This is a genomic window from Psychrobacter sp. DM8 (assembly GCF_051307025.1).
Classification (GTDB): domain Bacteria; phylum Pseudomonadota; class Gammaproteobacteria; order Pseudomonadales; family Moraxellaceae; genus Psychrobacter.
The window spans coordinates 1,183,737-1,201,931 of the sequence record NZ_CP195538.1; the positions used below are offsets into that span (position 1 = coordinate 1,183,737).

General features: G+C 44.3%; 12 protein-coding genes. 10 read left to right on the forward strand and 2 right to left on the reverse strand.

Translation table 11 applies throughout. The features are described 5' to 3' along the window. Nucleotides 1-30 precede the first annotated feature (30 nt). From tssH to ACR64J_RS05200, 7 genes are all read left to right on the forward strand, one after another. The gene (tssH, locus tag ACR64J_RS05170) at nt 31-2,985 is read left to right on the forward strand and encodes a type VI secretion system ATPase TssH (RefSeq protein WP_435950808.1); all 2,955 of its coding nucleotides are present in this window, start codon (nt 31-33) and stop codon (nt 2,983-2,985) included. After that, complete coding sequence (gene tssA, locus ACR64J_RS05175; protein WP_435950809.1) at nt 2,985-4,115, forward strand: type VI secretion system protein TssA; 1,131 nt, start codon at nt 2,985-2,987, stop codon at nt 4,113-4,115. Before tssH ends, tssA begins: the two co-directional genes overlap by 1 nt. 46 nt (nt 4,116-4,161) lie before the next feature. Further along, the gene (locus ACR64J_RS05180; protein ID WP_435950810.1) at nt 4,162-7,086 is read left to right on the forward strand and encodes a contractile injection system protein, VgrG/Pvc8 family; all 2,925 of its coding nucleotides are present in this window, start codon (nt 4,162-4,164) and stop codon (nt 7,084-7,086) included. A 74-nt stretch (nt 7,087-7,160) separates the two neighbouring features. Then, a complete protein-coding gene (locus tag ACR64J_RS05185; protein WP_435950811.1) occupies nt 7,161-8,630 on the forward strand; it encodes a hypothetical protein in 1,470 nt (489 codons plus the stop codon). After that, on the forward strand, nt 8,630-9,067 hold the full coding sequence (locus tag ACR64J_RS05190) for a hypothetical protein (protein WP_435950812.1): 438 nt from the start codon (nt 8,630-8,632) through the stop codon (nt 9,065-9,067). Before ACR64J_RS05185 ends, ACR64J_RS05190 begins: the two co-directional genes overlap by 1 nt. 189 nt (nt 9,068-9,256) lie before the next feature. Beyond that, nucleotides 9,257-11,326 carry a hypothetical protein gene (locus ACR64J_RS05195; protein ID WP_435950813.1) on the forward strand — a complete coding sequence of 690 codons (2,070 nt, stop codon included), beginning with the start codon at nt 9,257-9,259 and terminating at the stop codon, nt 11,324-11,326. Between the two features lie 10 nt (nt 11,327-11,336). After that, a complete protein-coding gene (locus tag ACR64J_RS05200) occupies nt 11,337-12,404 on the forward strand; it encodes a hypothetical protein (protein WP_435950814.1) in 1,068 nt (355 codons plus the stop codon). A gap of 505 nt (nt 12,405-12,909) precedes the next feature. Here the strand turns inward: ACR64J_RS05200 and ACR64J_RS05205 are convergent. Together ACR64J_RS05205 and ACR64J_RS05210 are read right to left on the reverse strand one after the other, a co-directional pair. Next, nucleotides 12,910-13,614 carry a sulfite exporter TauE/SafE family protein gene (locus tag ACR64J_RS05205; RefSeq protein WP_435950815.1) on the reverse strand — a complete coding sequence of 235 codons (705 nt, stop codon included), beginning with the start codon at nt 13,612-13,614 and terminating at the stop codon, nt 12,910-12,912. Between the two features lie 132 nt (nt 13,615-13,746). Next, nucleotides 13,747-14,685 (reverse strand): LysR family transcriptional regulator, encoded by a 939-nt coding sequence (locus tag ACR64J_RS05210; RefSeq protein WP_435950816.1) that lies wholly within the window; start codon nt 14,683-14,685, stop codon nt 13,747-13,749. A gap of 226 nt (nt 14,686-14,911) precedes the next feature. Here ACR64J_RS05210 and ACR64J_RS05215 point away from each other — a divergent pair, with 226 nt between their 5' ends. The 3 genes from ACR64J_RS05215 (at nt 14,912) to ACR64J_RS05225 (ending at nt 18,031) form a co-directional block, all read left to right on the forward strand. After that, nucleotides 14,912-15,301, forward strand: a complete 390-nt coding sequence (locus ACR64J_RS05215; protein WP_435950817.1) for a RidA family protein — start codon at nt 14,912-14,914, stop codon at nt 15,299-15,301. 65 nt (nt 15,302-15,366) lie between these two features. Beyond that, a complete protein-coding gene (locus ACR64J_RS05220) occupies nt 15,367-16,842 on the forward strand; it encodes an aldehyde dehydrogenase family protein (protein ID WP_435950818.1) in 1,476 nt (491 codons plus the stop codon). 199 nt (nt 16,843-17,041) lie between these two features. Continuing rightward, on the forward strand, nt 17,042-18,031 hold the full coding sequence (locus ACR64J_RS05225; RefSeq protein WP_435950819.1) for a membrane dipeptidase: 990 nt from the start codon (nt 17,042-17,044) through the stop codon (nt 18,029-18,031). Nucleotides 18,032-18,195 lie beyond the last annotated feature (164 nt).

Below are 18,195 nucleotides of genomic sequence, written 5' to 3' on the forward strand. Positions count from 1 at the left end.
TTGTATAAAAATACATAAGGATAAACAGTTATGAGCCAATTAAAAGCGGTTATTACGCGGTTAAGTCCAAGCTGTCGTCAGTGTTTGCAGCAGGCTGCTAGGTTGTGCATCGATAAGGGTCATTCTGAAGTTGATATTGTGCATCTGCTGCATGAGTTGGTAGCTACAGCTCACAATGATGTAGACCAGATATTGAAGTTCAATAAGGTAAATCAGCAGTCTTTGTTATTAGCGCTATCAGAGTCGCTAGATACTTTTACGCAAGCAACAGGATCGACACCTGTCTTTAGTCAGCGTCTCATGGCTCTGCTCGAAGATTCATGGGAGCTTGCCAGTAGTCAGCCAAGTCGTGATGGCGCACCACTTGCCATACGTTCAGGGCATATATTACTCGTGCTATTGACTCATGACAGTTATCGCCGTTTGCTCAATACGCTACCTGAGCCGCTACAGTACATAGATCGTTTTACCTTAAAAGATGACTACGAGCGTCAATGTCAAGGCAGCACTGAGGGTCAGGGTTCTACTAAGACGAGCAAAGTTGGTAGTAAGAGTGATAATAATACCCATGAGTTATCAGATGAGTTATTAGATAGTAATCAGACAACTAAGACGCCAACACCTGCACTAGATAAGTATACTTATGATCTCACTGCCAAAGCAGATGATGAACAAATAGATCCTGTTATAGGCCGCGAATTTGAGATCCATCAGCTGATTGATATCTTGATTCGCAGGCGTCAGAACAATCCTATTTTGACCGGAGAGGCGGGGGTTGGCAAGACAGCAGTGGTCGAAGGTTTGGCACAAAAAATAGTGGCAGGACAAGTCCCTGATCAACTCAAAGACGTTACCATACGCAGCCTAGATATGGGGCTTTTGCAAGCGGGAGCAAGCGTAAAGGGAGAGTTTGAAAATCGTCTAAAACAAGTTATTGAAGAGGTGCAAGCCTCACTACTACCGATTATCTTGTTTATTGACGAAGCCCATACTTTGATTGGGGCAGGCGGGCAGGCAGGTCAAAATGATGCGGCAAATTTACTTAAACCTGCACTGGCGCGTGGTGAGCTTAGAACTATCGCGGCAACGACTTGGTCTGAGTACAAAAAGTACTTCGAAAAAGACGCTGCGCTCTCACGTCGCTTTCAAGTCGTCAAAGTCGATGAGCCTGATATCGATACTGCGGTGGCCATGATTCGAGGTTTAAGTACCAAAATGCAAGATCACTTCGGTATTTTGATCGATGATGATGCTTTGCAAGCGGCGGTTGAGCTATCGGCGCGTTATATCAGCGACAGACAATTGCCAGATAAAGCGGTCAGCGTACTTGATACGGCGGCGGCGCGGGTGAGCCTATCCAAGACGGCAATGCCCAACCAGCTGGATCGATTGCATGCGACAGATAGACAGCTTCAGCAGCATATTAACATTCTAAGCCAGCAGCTTGAGCGCATCGGTGGCATTGATGATAAAGAAAAAATCAGTCAGCAAATTGCTATCTTAGATGATCAGCGTCAAACGAACCATCAAAGCATCGTTGATATGAGCGCAGGATGGCAAGAGCAACAAGGGCTTATCGATAAGCTTGATGCGCTCAATCAAGAGCTTAAGGGCACAACTGACGATACTGGCAAGGCAGATGCTAATAAGCTTAGCGCTAGTGAACGCTTAGAAAAACAGATGGAGTATCAAACCACAGAGCAAGCACTTAAGCAGGCGCAAGAATCACATCGCCTAGTGCATGCGGTACTCGATCGGCAAGTTATCAAACAGATCATCTCCGATTGGACAGGTATTCCACTCAATGATATGGCAGGCAATGAAAAAAACCATATTTTGACCTTAGCGGATACCTTGCAAGATCGTGTGATAGGGCAGGATCATGCTATTAATGCCATCGTCAAACGTATCCATACCGCAAAAGCACGACTTGATGATCCTAATCGCCCGCAAGGGGTGTTCATGCTGGTGGGGCCAAGCGGTGTTGGTAAGACTGAGACGGCGTTGGCACTGTCTGATGTGCTCTATGGCGGTGAGCGAAATCTAATCACTATTAATTTGTCTGAGTATCAAGAAGCGCATAGTGTGGCCTCCTTAAAAGGCTCACCCCCAGGCTATGTCGGCTATGGTGAAGGCGGAGTATTGACCGAAGCTATCAGACGTCGTCCTTATAGCGTGCTGTTACTTGATGAAGTCGAAAAAGCCCATCCCGATGTGCTCGATCTGTTCTATCAAGTATTCGATAAAGGCGTGATGGAGGATAGTGAAGGGCGCTTGATTGACTTCAAAAACACGCTGATTTTGCTGACCAGCAATGTAGGCTCCTCTGCCATTATGCAGCAGTGTATCAATACAGATCCTAATAACACTGACTTTAAAATCCCAGATAGCGAGACGCTTAGGCAGGTTATCAATCCGCATCTATACAAAGCCTTTAAACCTGCATTCTTAGGCCGCTTAACAGTGATACCGTATTATCCACTGACGGACGATGCGCTAGCAGAAATTATTCGCCTGAAGCTCAATAAGATTACTAGCCGTATTCGCGATAATTACGAAGTGCCCTGCGCGGTCGATGCAGAAGTCATAGAGCTGATACTATCACGCTGCCATGAGGTCGACTCAGGCGCGCGTAACGCTGATGCGATCATCAGCCATACGCTACTGCCGCAATTGGCAGGCAAGCTACTTGCTCATGATGACAGTAATAGTGTGCTCAAAAAAATCACCGTCAGTGTCGATGATAACGATCAGTTCACTTATCATTTGCAGACAGATCCTATCGTAGCGCTCAATCAAATGGCTCAATTTAGTGATCTAACTGATGACAAGGCTCGCCAGACTCAGGAAGCAGATAATAATAAAGATATCTTACAAACTAAAAAGACCACTGCTAAAACGGCAAATACTAAAAAGTCAGCTACTAAAAAACCAAGTACTAAAAAACCTGCGAGCAAAAAGCCCACTAATGAGGAGTTATCCTAATGACTAACAATGATGCCTCGTTGACCAGTATTGAGACTCTGATCGCGCCTATCGAAGGCAGTTATCAAAATGTCGGTGAGGATTTAACCTTTGATCCTCGTATTGATGCTATCGTTGCCGCTCGCATTGAGGATGATCCATTACTAGCCCAAGGCGACTGGGTCACTGAGCTCAAAGTTGCCGATTGGGGGTTTGTAAAACAGCAATGCGCCCAATTGCTCACTGATACCAGTAAAGACATCAAGCTTGCACTTTGGTATGTCGATGCGCTCAGTCATACCCATCATCTACCAGGTATTCGTCATGGGCTAAGCTTGCTACAAGCGCTTAATGAGGAGTACTGGCTGACTATGTATCCGCGCCTAGATGGTGAGGACGATAGTATGGATATTAGAGCAGGCCTGCTATCTTGGTTCGTCAAGGCGCTAAGCGATGATCTTAAGCAGATACCGTTAGCGGATAGCCGAGCGAGTCACTACAACTACAATTATTATTTAACGGCTCGTGATCATGACAAGCAACGCCTGCAAAACCCAGATAGTGAATCGACGAGTAGCCAGTTGACCTTAAGTGAATACAATCAAGCGATAAAGGGTAGTAGCGCGCAGTGGCAGCAAATGCTGGTAACTGAGCTGGCTTCAATCAGCGGGCAGTGGCAGGCGCTTACCGATCAGCTCAACGATCTGATGGGGATGGACGCGCCCGTTTTTGCGCCTGTCACAGATCTATTGGTGTCTATCACGCAGCACCTAAAACCGCTCATACCTGAATTTGAAGAAGCAGCCATTCAAGGGGATGCTAACTCAGATATTATTCATACTGATGATGAGAGTGTACAGAGTGGTGCTCCAACGGCGCTCGCTGCTACCAGCTTTAGCCCAACAAGCCGCGATCATCAAAGCAATCGTCGCCAAGCCCTAAAGCTACTGGGTCAAATCCAAGAGTATTTTGCGGCAAATGAGCCACATAGCCCTGTGACATTTCTGCTAAAACGTGCGATCAATTGGGCGGATATGCCGCTTGATGAGTGGCTAAAACATATCATTAAGAACGAAGATCAATTATCCATTCTATCTGACATGATAGGTATAGCGCCCAAGCGCGAATCGTCTGATACTGATGACTACTAATAAGACCAGTAAATTTAAAACTTTAGCATAATAGGGAAACTCTCTTATGGTATGGACTCAAGACAAACGGCATCTACAGATTACAAGCGGCCATCCTGACATTGCAACTAGCCTTATTCAGCAAGCCGACGTGGTTGAAAACCTACTTGGTATGCCACTGCCTGACAGTGTTTGGGACACACACAGTCTTATGCCAGACCCCAGTCATTATCCTGCGCCCTTTCACCAAGACCAGCGCAAGCTATCCTATCAAGAGAGACAGATGGCACTATACTGCGGCTACCGCATCAGCCTAACCTTACTCCACCCGCGAGCAGGACTCACCATCCAAGACTGGATAGACCAAAGCCTTGCCATCCACTGGAATACCGGTGATATCTCACTACCGAGCCAAAGCCGCCATGGCATCATCACCGAAGTCATCGCCCTTGGCAGCAACCAAGGCCAAGCCGCCTACCGCATCATCTGTGAGCCTACCCTTAGCCAACTGCGCTTATCCAGTCACAACCGTCGTCATCATCACCTGAGCCTAAGCGCACTGATCACAGACATCCTAAGCCCTTATGATATAGAAGTGGAGATAGACGAGCGCTTAAGCGCCGCAGACTATCATATTCAGCACAGCGTCCAATACAACCAAACCGATCTAGCCTACTTAATCCAGTACCTCACCTTGTACGGCATCACCGGCTACTACCGTCACGACCTAGACCGTCACACCTTAGTCCTACTACCACACGACAGCGAAACCCTACGTCCAGATGCCAGCGACATCCGCAGCATCCTCAGCCAAAACCCCGCCAGTCTCGCCGACAGACAAGACCGCATCACCGCCATCTATCCAAGCATGGCCCAGCATATACAGCAAAGCCAGCTTACCCGCTATGACAACCGCCTCATAGGCACCTATACTGGCAGTAGCACCAGCGAGCAGCCCATAGACACAAACAGCCCAAGCCATCACCAGCGCTTCATCCATAGTCATACTCGCTTCAATGACGACGGACTAACTGCGCTTGCCACCCGCTATCAGCAGTATGCCCAGCAAAGCGCTAACCTAGGTAGCCTAACCGGCAACCTCCGTCATCTAAGTCTACCAAGCGCCCACTACATCGACGGCAACCCCTATATCACAGAACCCTTAAGCCTCATCTCCATTCACCATCAGATTAATAACCACCTACCTACAGACTGGCTGGGGACAGCGCCCTTTGACCCTATCACCCTACAGCCCAATCCAAATCTAAACAACGCACCAACCGATGACATCAACAACAATAATAATGACGATGACACCGTCCATCAAATCATAGCCTGCTACCTACCATACCCGCACCATCATCACATCCCCTTTGGTGAACAGCTTACTAAACTTGGCGCACCGCATCCAAGTCTCACAGGACTCATGAGCGCCAGCATCATAGACACCAATAGCGGTCGTGCGGTAGATACCGACCGCAATCACCGCGCCCATATTCGTTATCACTGGGAAAGTGAAGACGACAGCAGTGAACCAAGCAGCAGCGCACAGTGGGTACCCATCGCCAGTCACCTAGTCGGCGATCACATGGGACATACCCATCCTCTGCGTCACGGTCAACACGTCCTCATCGACTTTATTGGCGGCGACATCACTCATCCGATTATCATCGGCAGCACCCATAACGGACAAGGCAATGATGACGCCCAGCATAACCGCATTGCCAGCGACTCAGATAATATCGACGCCACCAGCCCCGCTTGGTTTATCAACCACAGCCATGCGTATCCCATCGACGGTATTAAAACCCAAAGTATTGACAGCAGCCGCACCGGAGAGGCTAACAAAGACAGCGCCACCAACGGCTATAACCAGCTCATGTTCGACACCCACCTAAACAGTCCACAAATCAATCTCTATAGCACCAGCTACCAATCTAGCCTCACTATCGGTCATCTGTACCAGCACAGCGATCACACCCGAGGTACTGCTCGCGGACAAGGCATCAGTCTTGAAACTCAGGCGGCTGCCAACGTGCAAGGCAGCACCGGACTACATATCAGTAGCCACAATGCTAGTGATACGTCAAACAATCATATGAGTCATGACAGCCATGGCAAATTGCAAACCGCCGATCAGCATCAGCAAGCGCACACGCAATTGGCGGAAGCACACAAAGCAGTGGGATTAGAGAGTATCAGCAGCAAACAAAGTAATAAACAAAGCAACCAGCAAGAACAGACAACGCCCTTTGCTCAAATAAGCCGTGACACCAACGACAACACGCTAAGCGAAACGGGACAATGGCAACAGCCGCACCTGCTTATCGACTCCCAGCGTCACCTCGCCATACTCAGTGGGCAACACAGTCAGCAAACCAGCACGAATAGCACGCACGCTCATGCGACAGATAACACCCATCATCACAGCCAAGCCCAGATGAACCAATTAGTCGCAGGCGACATTCACTACTACGCCAATAAAGCACAAACCCATACCGCTGCTCATGGCGATGTGACTATTCACGCGCATCATGATGAGATGCGCCTTGATAGCGAGCAGGTGCTACGTATTCATAGCCGTGACAGTATTGAGATCATCGCGCCTGACACCCTGACCCTAAAAGCCGCAGGGAGCGGTATTGAGATATCAGGGGGTAAGGTGACGTTTATCACGCCCAAGCAAGTCGGGTATAAGGCGAGTAAGGTGATTTGGGGCAGTGGGGGCGGTGTAGGGTTTCCAGCTGTGCATCTGCCAACAGCAAAACTGCTTGAAAACATGGATCACTATCTGACATATATCGTCCGTGATCAAGATGACGAGCCACTTCCCTTTACCAAATGTATGCTTACTAAGCCTGATGGTTCAATTGAGATGCACAAGACTGATTATGAGGGTAAGTTAAAAATAATTATTGATGATGAACCGAATGAGTATGAGTTGCATGTTATGGTTCATCAAGAATACGATGGTGAGAGCACAACGTTTTGAATAAACAATAATAAAAAATGTCGTGAATTGAACGAAATAGGTTTAATAGCCTTTAGATTAGAAGGATATGAGCAGTGGCAAAATATACTAGGTTTAAGCTTATTATAAATAATAAAACAGACATCAAGAAATTAAAGTTTGATCTTGAGTATTGGGTCAATGTATCAATGAAAAAATATGGTAGACCAGGTGTGTCTCTCGAGAAAAAAAGCGGAGGTAAAAACTTAGTATTCAAGTCTGACGGTAAGACAAAGACATATGTATTGCCAGATAATGCTACTAAAGCCAGATATATTATAAGAGCTACTACGAAAGACAAAGATGGTGACGACATAGTTGCAACTGTCAATGCTGAAGTGTTTAAGAAAATGAAGTCTAATAATACTAATGGTACTCAATTTGAATTGAAAACTACGCCTGCTCAGGCAAAAAAGAGTCCTAATACGATTAAAGAAGTACTGCTTGATACGACTGAGGTTGCTTGGTATTTAGTAAAAAGACAAGAGTCAGTTAAGGATTTCTTGAAAAGAATATACATATATACACCGACTTCAAAAGAAGAGAATATTTTCCGAGCAAACAACTCACATCTGACAGGCACTCCTATTCTTACTTTGCTGCCTGGTGATGTTGTTGTGTTATCTAACACATCAAATAGTAGTAACAAAGAATTAGCAAAAATAAAAAAAGAGGCTAGAGCCGCTAAGATTGAGTTTGAAAAAGTAAAAAAGGACTATAAGTTTAATGCTGAATCATTCGCTTACAATGCTGACGCCTTACAAGGTATGCTTATGCAAGCAGATTATGTAGCTTTGACTAAAGATCCCGTAAAAAGTTTAGATAAACCATCAGGTAATATCAATCTTGCTGCCGTAGCAGCAGGTACATCTCAAGGTATCGTTACTTTTTACGAGCATAGCAATGAATTAGTTCAAAAAAACTATGCAAAGATTTACAAAGCATTGGAGTATGAAAAATCAAAAGGATCTAAATTAGCAAACCCTAAGAATTTTAAGCTATTTAGAAAAAAGTATGCAAAATTGTTCAAAAATTATGATCACGCATTTTCACAAGAATTCTTCAAATATGAAACAGGTATTCAAACTAATAACCTAAGAAAGCAAATTGATAAAAACGTTTTTGCAAGACCTCATAATTATAAAGGAGGCATACCAGCCTATACTGATAATCTTAGAAATATGGGTAAGATTAGCAGGTTCACTTATCTTGGCGGTAATGTGCTTATTGGAGTAGGTGCGGCTCAAGCTTATATGAATATTGAAGATGCTCGCAAGACAGGTGATAGTGATCATATAACAAAAACAGCCATAACGGAGACTCTTAAGTTTGGTGGTAGTATTGGGGGAGGATACTATGGCTCTGTTGCAGGAGCAGCAATTTTAGCCGTCGCTTTTGGTGTAACTACAGGTGGGTTAGGTTTTGTTGTATTAGGCGCTGGTGCAGTGATAGGCGGTACGGTTGGAGGTCTTGCAGGTGGTGAAATTGGTGATGAAATAGCTGATTTAATTAATAAGAGAATATAATGGACTGGAAGAATATTATAGAGTGGCTCGCTATTGTTACATTCATTGGAGGTATCATAATTACAATGATTTCACATCAACTAGTCATTCGTTATACACAAAAAAACTTAAAATCGTTATGTTATTACCTTTATGGGGATGAATACTTTTATGAAGGTAAGTTAAACATGTACCAAATGTTTTTTATGACCTTTATCGCAACTCCCATCTTTATTCAATATCACTTTGTATATAAAAGAAAAGGATATCTGCCAATGTTTAAGGGCGGTAATGGTACTAGTGTGATGCATGCTAACTTAGATGAAAAAAATGCACTTTTATTGGTTAAGAAGCATTATAAGTGGCTAGTTTTAAATGTTGTATCTTTAGGTCTTGGTTTATTTTGGTTAATTGGAAGTAGTTTTTTTATATGGTGGGCGAAGCGAGTAGGACAATAGAAAACACTTATAATTCGACTCGATCAGATAAACAAAGCAACTAACAAGAATATCTATGATTATATTAATGAGGCAAAATTTAAAGCTGTTTTAGACGATGCAAAGAAAAGCCGTCAAGACAAACAAGCGATTGCTGCTGCACGACAACCTTTTATAGATGCTATTAAAAGTCCTGACTTTGCATTTATTATGCGTGAAGACTTTTTGGAGGACGACGAGGACAGTCATTCTGGATATTGTCAGATCATAGCTCGAGCCATTCAAGGTATCGGTATTGATGAGAGTAACATCGGCATCCCAGATGCGATATGGGCAGATTATAAGCCCGAGCAAGCAACAGGTATGACCGCTAAGCAAGAGTTTGAGCAATCGCTACTACCCTGTATCTCAGGTGAGAAGCCTATTGAAGATAACTGGCTGATTAAAGCGTTGATTGGGCTTAATCCAGAAGACAACCGAAAGATGGAAAATGCTCCATCCTTTGAAAACTTAGCCCGAGCCGCTGACTTTGTTGGTACGAGCACCAGTTGGGTATTGGCATTTAAGAACAGACAGCAGCAAAATAAAATCAATACAGCTATCGCTGCTCAAAGGGATAGTATAAACAAACTAGCCAATCATAAAGCTCAGATATTACTCACTATGAGCACTAATATGGCTCATATTAGAGACAATAATAAATTATTGTATAAACTTGATCTGTGGTCACAAGCCACTGTTTATCAATCTACAGGCTTTCGTCTTGCTCAAAAAGTGCTTAAATATAGCCCAGAAGTTATATTAAATTATGGTAGTCAAAGACTAAGTCAATCTATTAATAAAGCCAAACCGCATAGTGCCTTGCTGCCTGCGAGCATAGATACTAACGCGGTAGGGACATCCTCTTCAACCAAAGCGCCTATTGCAATCGACTTTCAAAAAACCTATGGTATCGGTCAAAAAATGACGGATGTCTTCGACAAAGCCGCCTCTGATAACAAAACCGCGCTAACGGTCGTCACTATGTACACGAGTGAAGAGTCAGCACGTGCCACGCAAACGATCAATCAGGACTTGGCGCAACAAGTGGCACAACTAAACCGTGATCTTGATCCTATAAATGGTCAACATCAGCAGTTAGAGCGCCAATCAGCGGGTAAGGCTGCATTAGTATCAGCAGGTATCGGTCTGTTTCAGTTGCGTAGTATGTGGATCGGCAAAAGCAGTATTGGCGCTATGGCAAGCCGAGGCGATCGCATAGGTCTTGAGTATATGACCAGTTATGCCAGCTTGACATTGGCACTCACTAGCGCTAGCGTCGATGTCGTCAACGCAGGTATACAGATGAAGGCGGCACGTAGTGCTTGGGTGGCAAGACTAGGTCTGAGCGTAGGTGTCCTTGGTGCAGTCGGCGCTGGGTTTGAGGTGTATAGTTTAAACATAAGTCGTGAAAGACATATTGAGAATAAGAGTGAGGTTAGTCAAGTAGCTACTAATATCGCGATGGGTGCAGCGGGCGCAGCAGGTGTAGCAGGTTTTGGTTATGGTACTTTAGTATTCCTAGGTACAGGTGCTATTGTTATGCCTTGGCTTGTAGGTATTATGGCAGTCGCTTGGGCTATAAGCGTCATCGCTCAATGGATTGCCCATACCTATGACAAAAGCAATATACTACCCATTCACTATTGGTTAGATGCTGGCGTCTTTGGCAATAAAAACATGATTGACGTCAATAAATACCAAAACAACCCGTTTAGTAAAGAGGGTAAGTCTAATATGCACACGCTTGAACACGACCTAAAAGCATATGTGCTGTCCATGACTCAAGTTACGGTTACGCCAGTATTTACAAAAAAAGTCATAGATTTTCGTGAAACCTTATCAGGAAAAGTTGAAGTGAGTATTAATCAGTTCAATGCTAACAGCTATGTAGCCGTTGACTTTATAAAGGATGACAATGACTTAAATAGTGATATCAGAGGCTATACGGTCGAGGAGCTACTAACGCAGAATAAAGCGACTATAAACGAAGAGGGCATTCTAAAATTTAGTCTAGATATTCCAACAGTCAGTCACTTTCAGCCGAGCTCTGGTTATCTAGTAACGGATATGACAGGTACATATAATGCTTTTGATGAAGACGAAGCAACACAAGCAAAAAGGGAGTCGCAAAACAACCCAAGCGCGGAGACGGAAAAGTTAAAGATCATGGTCATTTATGAATTAAATCCTGGCACTTATCCTCATTATCTGCTACGTACAACAGTAACGAGTCAATAGAGATAAGCCAATGATTGAAGACAAGCACAGTCAATTTGCCAAACATATCAATGAGCTGCAAGAAGTTCTTGAAAGTCCTTACAGTAGCGAAATAAATAAAGCGTTATTAAAAGATAGCGAGGATATCGAGCATCTCAATAAGGAGATTGCCAATGTTGATCCTGACTATTTAACCTTTTTTCCTAGTTATTTTTGGTATTGGTATTTTGGAATAGGATGGGTTTACGTATCAGCTTTGTTCCTATCTAATTTTATCTATGATGACATTACTTACGTGTACGTTAGACCTGAAGGATGGGGATTGATTAATATTATAGGTACATTACTTTATCTTGTTGCAGCCGGTATACCTATCTTCGTACTCCTTTATCAGTTTATTAAAAAACATCCATACCGCATTCAATATTATTTTTTAAAAAAAGAGCAGAAAATAGCCTACTACTATCGACCCTCACTACAGTTTTTTAAACCTTTTGAGTTAAAAGTAGTAAATTATAAAGACCTCATTCCTGAAATACACACAATCAAACAAAATACTGCTTATACGCCGCTAAACTTATATATTGCAGATCCTAAGACAGGAGATATTACTCATCATATAAAACCGCATGATGTCAGTGTTGACCCTCGTGTACATTGGGCGTTTATCCGCACTTATATGGAAAGCGATGCCGAAGATTTACCGATAAACCCTGAGTTCTGTGAAGCCTACCCAGTAGACACAAGCAAATCATTATTTGCTTGTAGTGATATCGTCTTTCGTAAATACGGAATTCTTAACGCGCAGCATTCAGGCGCGGGCGGTATTGTTATGCTTATCGCCAGTAGCTTCTATGCATTGGGATATTTGTTGCAAGGAAATAATTATCAAACTGCCAAGCGAGCTATCCTACATCCTGATGTTCAAAAGTTACTGACATGGGACTGTCAGAATAATCCTTATCCGATAAAGCCAATCACGCAAGAGGCGGAGAAAGCATTTGAGAGTAAAAATTGGCAAGTTAACTTACGCTGGATCATAGCAATTACGATTAACGTGAGTTTGTTTGCTTGGGCTGTTATGGCTTATAATAGTTGATGGGAATTGAGATAAGACATGCAACTACGCAATGACTTTGCCACTCATATCAGTGAGTTTCGTAACCCTGTCAAGCATCTCTATAGCAAAAATATAGATAATTAACTTTTAGACTATGTTAAAACGTTAATTAAGTCATTGTATGGCTCAGCACAACAAGTGCTAAGCTTATTTAAACAGCAATAAAATCAATAAAGCCAGCACTCTATAAATTAGAATGCTGGCTTTTTTAAATAAACGCTTTTATTAAACAGCTTACCTTTAAGCCTTTAACCACACTGACAGCAGTTGCTACAGCAGCTACAGTTTTTGTAGGTGGCCGTACTACTACAATTACACTTCGTGCAATGGCAAGTGTCGTCAGCCATATATACTAGGCTCGGTTTATTCTTCGATAGAAAAGTCATGATCACTCCTTGTTGATGACAGTCTTATTACTTTAACAATTATGGCTCTTTAACTGTGCAGTAGTGTTGTTAACTGAGTTTAAGTGGCTTTGAGTACATTAAAACAAATCTTTTACATTCGCGCTAATCATTACTATTCCGCTCACGACCATCAGCGCTATTAGCATAAGTCTAAATTGATAAACACTCATACCCGCCAAAAAGCGCTTACCGATGATATTGCCAAGCGCCGCGCCAAGTCCAAGCGCTAAACCATACATCCACAGTTGGGCGGTCAATACGCCAAAAAAGGCATAACTACCAATTTGCGCCAGTCCAACAAAAAATGAGTTTGCGGTTTTGGTGGCGATAAGGCGCTCTTTTTGCAGACCTGTATTCATATAAAATGGATTGAGTACGGGACCAAGGCCACCGACCAAAGTACTGATAAAAGCGGTGACAAACCCTAATGGGATAAACCCTAACTTTGGCATATCGAAGCTCTTATCGATCCTACCAAAGCGATACTGAAACACGGTAGAGATCAAAAACCCGCCAACCAATAGCTGAATCCAGCTCCCATCTAGCCGACTAAATAACAGTGCTGCGAGCCACGCCCCAACGACCGCACTCGGCACATAGTATTTGATGAGTGACCAGTCAATATCTTGCCAAAATAGATACAAGCGCACAGGACGACTAATAAAAGTCCCTAAGTTGATGACTGGCGGCGCAGCTGATGCTCCGAGCATCCAAGAGGTTATAGGTATCAGTAACAAAGCGCCGCCGCCACCTGATATGGTGGAGACAATAAAAGCAATCATAGCTATAGCAAAAAGGCCCGCTAAATGCCAAGCAGGTATGGTTTGCACAAGGTTAAATATCGCCTCTAAAATCATAATTATTTACTTTATAGTCCTCTACTTTTACTCATTTAGAACCTAATGAAAGCAGACTCATGACAACAGATAATGATCTTCAATATGTTGAACGCACAGCTCATAAAAGGCGGTAGCCGCAGGAGAAATGCTTTTGTCTGTCAGTTTAAAAATACCGACCTGCCGCGTCAAAGCAGGCTCAAGTAGTGGTATCCATATGAGCTCCGACTCATTAGAGGGAAAGGCGAGTTTGGGTAGGGTTGTAACGCCAAGGTCGTGCCGAAGTAGGGAGAATAAAGAGGTAATATTCTCAACCGTATAGCGCGCCTGCCGGTTTAGCACTTGCGCTTGGGTGTTCTCGAGCAAGCGGCAAGTACCATTATAGATAAATGGCTGACCGACTAACTGTTGCCAGGTTAAACCTTGTTGTGAGGTCAATTCCTTTTGCAAGGGTTTGGAAGATGCGCGCTTTGGTTGCATCAACTGCTGGCATAATACATTACTCTTTAAGCACACGACACCGATAGGGTCTGAGATGAGTGCAGTGAAGTCAATATCTGCTTGATCCACTTGCATATCGTTGCCCAAAGCTACATCGACTTCGCCGGCCAACAACCTATTGGCGACGCCGACAGAGTTATCATCTATCAATACAATCTCAATATCAGGGTATCTCTGCGAGTAGGCGGCTAGTACGCTTGGCAGTAATTTTGTGACCAAGGATGGCACGCTTGCGATCCTGATCTTACCCTTGTCTCCTGCCGCAACCGATTTTAAGTCCTCCTCAAGTGTCTGAGCATAACTTACAAACTGCTCAATCTTTGGCAGGCAAGTCTGCCCAAAGGCGCTAAGGGTTGCGGTATTGCCACTCTCAAACAGTCTTTGACCGAGCGACTTTTCTAGCTCTTTAATAGAAGCGGATAACGCAGCCTGCGTACGATTGGCGCGATCTGCTGCTGCGCGAAAGCCGCCTGCTTCTACCACTAATAAGAAGTGTCTTAGCTGCTGTAACTTCATACCTTGTTATCCGATAAATCCCTAGGTGATAAATTCTTATGTATTGAGACAAGCACAAGCTGTGCTATTTATAAGAACTATAGCACGTGATAGATTAAATTTATCATTATTAATATTTAATGAGTTAGATTTGTTAAAGCCAAAAGAGTAGCATAAATGCTAACCCAAGGAACGTCTAAGTATCTGGCTCAATCTAGATACCCACTACTTAAAGGATTAGTGTTTTATGACCACTCACTCACCTAAGCAAGCTGTCAAAACCTCATTATACGCCTCAAAAGCATCCCTTGAGTGGGCAGTCACCAGTAACGGTACGCTTTATACCGCGCAGATTCCAATTGATGATAAAGGGGAAGTCGTTAGCGGCGGTATCGAGGCGCAAACGCGTCAGACATTGGATAACCTCAAGCATACGCTAGAGAGTGCTGGCGTTGGCATGGATGCGGTACTGCAAGTGCTCATTTATGTGACTGATCGCAATTATCTAAAGACGGTCAATCAAGTCTATGCTGAATACTTTGAAGCGCCTTATCCCAACCGCGCAGCTTTAGTGATCGCAGGACTGGCGCGAGAAGAGATGCTCGTTGAGCTGGTCGTTTATGCCGCTGTGCCATAAATTTATAATTATAAAAACGTATGTTAATCATTTATCACGCTCTTAACCTTTATTAAGGATTTTTTATGTCAATTCAAACTACCAAACAAGTATTACAACAAGACCCAAGCCAATCACTCTATATCAATGGGGAGTGGCAAGCGGGCACCGATACTATCAACAACATCAATCCCTCAGACACTAGTGAAAGCATTGGCGATTTTGCGCAGGCAAGCGCAGATCAAGTCAAAGACGCTATCGCTGCTGCCCGCCATGCTCAGCCAAAATGGGAAGCGACGCCACTTGAGAAAAAACAATCTATATTGCAAGCGATCGGCGATGAGATGATCGCCCGCTGTGATGAGTTGGGTACATTGCTTTCACGTGAGGAAGGTAAGCCCTTTGCGGAAGGTCGCGGCGAGATTTACCGCGCAGGGCAGTTCTTTCATTACTATGCGGCCGAAGTACTACGTCAAATTGGTGATACCGCAGATTCAGTCCGCCCTGGGGTCAAAGTCGAAGTCACTCGTGAAGCGGTCGGCGTGGTCGCGATTATCTCGCCTTGGAACTTCCCGACGGCAACGGCGGTTTGGAAAATCGCGCCGGCGTTAGCCTTTGGTAATAGTGTCATCTGGAAACCTGCAAACTTGACGCCAGCCAGCGCAGTCGCTATGGCTGAGATTATTCATCGTCAAGGACTACCTGAGGGCACGTTTAATTTGCTATTAGGCGGCGGCTCATCGGTCGGTGATACGCTTATTCACTCAAAAGATATCGACGCGGTCAGCTTTACAGGCTCAGTACCGACAGGTCGCAAAGTCGCTGCGGCTACTGCGCCAAACTTTGTGCGTTGCCAGCTTGAGATGGGCAGCAAAAACGCCTTGGTCATCGCTGATGATGCTGATATGCAAGTCGCTGTGGACGCGGCAATCGCTGGTGCGTTCGGTGGTTCAGGTCAAAAATGTACCGCCTCTTCACGCTTGATCGTTATGGACGGTGTTCATGATGCTTTCGTTGATGCCATGATCGAGCGGATGAAAACGCTAAAAGTCGGTCACGCTCTAGATGACGGTATCTTTATGGGACCAGTAGTCGATGATAAACAGCTGGCAGCAAATATGGATTGGATCGAAAAAGGGAAGCAGGCGGGCGGCAATTTAGCCTTTGGCGGTGAGCGTCTAGAGATGTCACACGATGGCTATTATATGGCACCAACCTTGTTCACCGAGACGGATAACAGCTGGGATATCAACCAAGAAGAAGTGTTTGCGCCATTAGCTTGTGTGATGCGCGCCAAAGATTTGGAAGAAGCGATTGCCATGACTAATGACACGCGCTTTGGTCTGACTGGCGGTATTATCACCCAAAGCTTGCGTAATAGCGCAATGTTTAAAGAACAAGTACAAGCAGGCTGCGTCATGGTCAATCTAGCGACAGCGGGGACGGATTATCACGTACCCTTTGGTGGTCGTAAAGAGTCGAGCTTTGGCCCACGCGAGCAAGGTCAATACGCTAAAGAGTTTTATACCATCGTGAAAACGGCTTATCAAAAGGCGTATTAATCTTTGAAGGGATAAAGGATAAAGGCGTAGGGTGGGTTAGTTTTTCAAACTCTCGCAGAGAGTGCAGATAAAACGTAACCCACCATTTCAAATACAAATTGTTGAATAAAGGTGGGTTACGCTATCGCTAACCCACCCTAAGCAAACCTTAAGTTAAAAGCCAGTTCGTAAAATTAAGAAAGCACAATAAGGAATAGATATGTACCAAGATCATATCGTCATCGACGGCTTGCAATATAGCAACTGGGATCATGATTATTTTAAGATGCTGCAAAATAGTGGTATCAATGCGGTGCATGTGACCTTGGTCTATCACGAAAACGCACGCCAAACGATGACTCGTTTTGCTGAGTGGCATGCGCGCTTTGAGCAAAATAGTGATTTGATTATGCCTGTGTATTCTACCAACGATATCAAAACGGCAAAAGAGCAAGGCAAAGTCGGAATCTTTTTTGGCGCGCAAAACTGCTCGCCTATCGATGATGAGATAGGTCTGATTAGCGTCATGCGCCGATTGGGGTTACTCATTATGCAGCTGACGTATAACAATCAGAGCCTGCTTGCGACAGGCTGTTATGAGTCAAAAGATAGTGGGGTGACGCGTTTTGGTGAGCAAGCCATCAAAGAGATGAACCGCGTCGGAATGATTGTCGATATGTCACACAGTGCCGAGCAGTCCACGCTTGAGGCGATAGAGGTATCGTCGCGTCCGATCTGTATTAGCCATGCCAATCCGACTACCGCGCACGATGCGCTACGTAACAAGTCAGATACGGTCATTAGCGCCTTAACTCAAGCAGGCGGGCTATTAGGCTTTAGCTTATACCCGTTTCATTTGCCGAACGGTAGCGACTGTACGCTTGATGATTTTTGTACCATGATTGCCAACTGCGCGGACAAGTACGGCGTCGAGCATTTAGCGATTGGTAGTGACTTATGCCTCAATCAGCCCAAATCTGTGCTCGAATGGATGCGTAACGGGCGCTGGTCAAAGGCAATGGACTATGGCGAAGGCAGCGCTAACAATTCAGGCTGGCCTGATAACTTGCCTTGGTTTGCAGGTGAGAAAGGTATGGAGAATATTTATAACGGTCTGCTCCAGCATGGCTTTAATGAGGTTGACGCTGGCAAGATCATCGGACAAAACTGGTTTGACTTTTTGGAGCAGGGACTTAAGCCTGCGCCTTAGCATTAAAAACCTTGTAAGCATAGATATTTATTACCGTCAAAAGTCACTTCGCTATAAAGCACCTGCTGTTCTATAGCGCTCATTGCCATTTAAGGATACAGATTTTAAGGATGATTATCCTATTTTGTCTCTCATTGAATTTGTACCTTAGTTAATTTTGATGC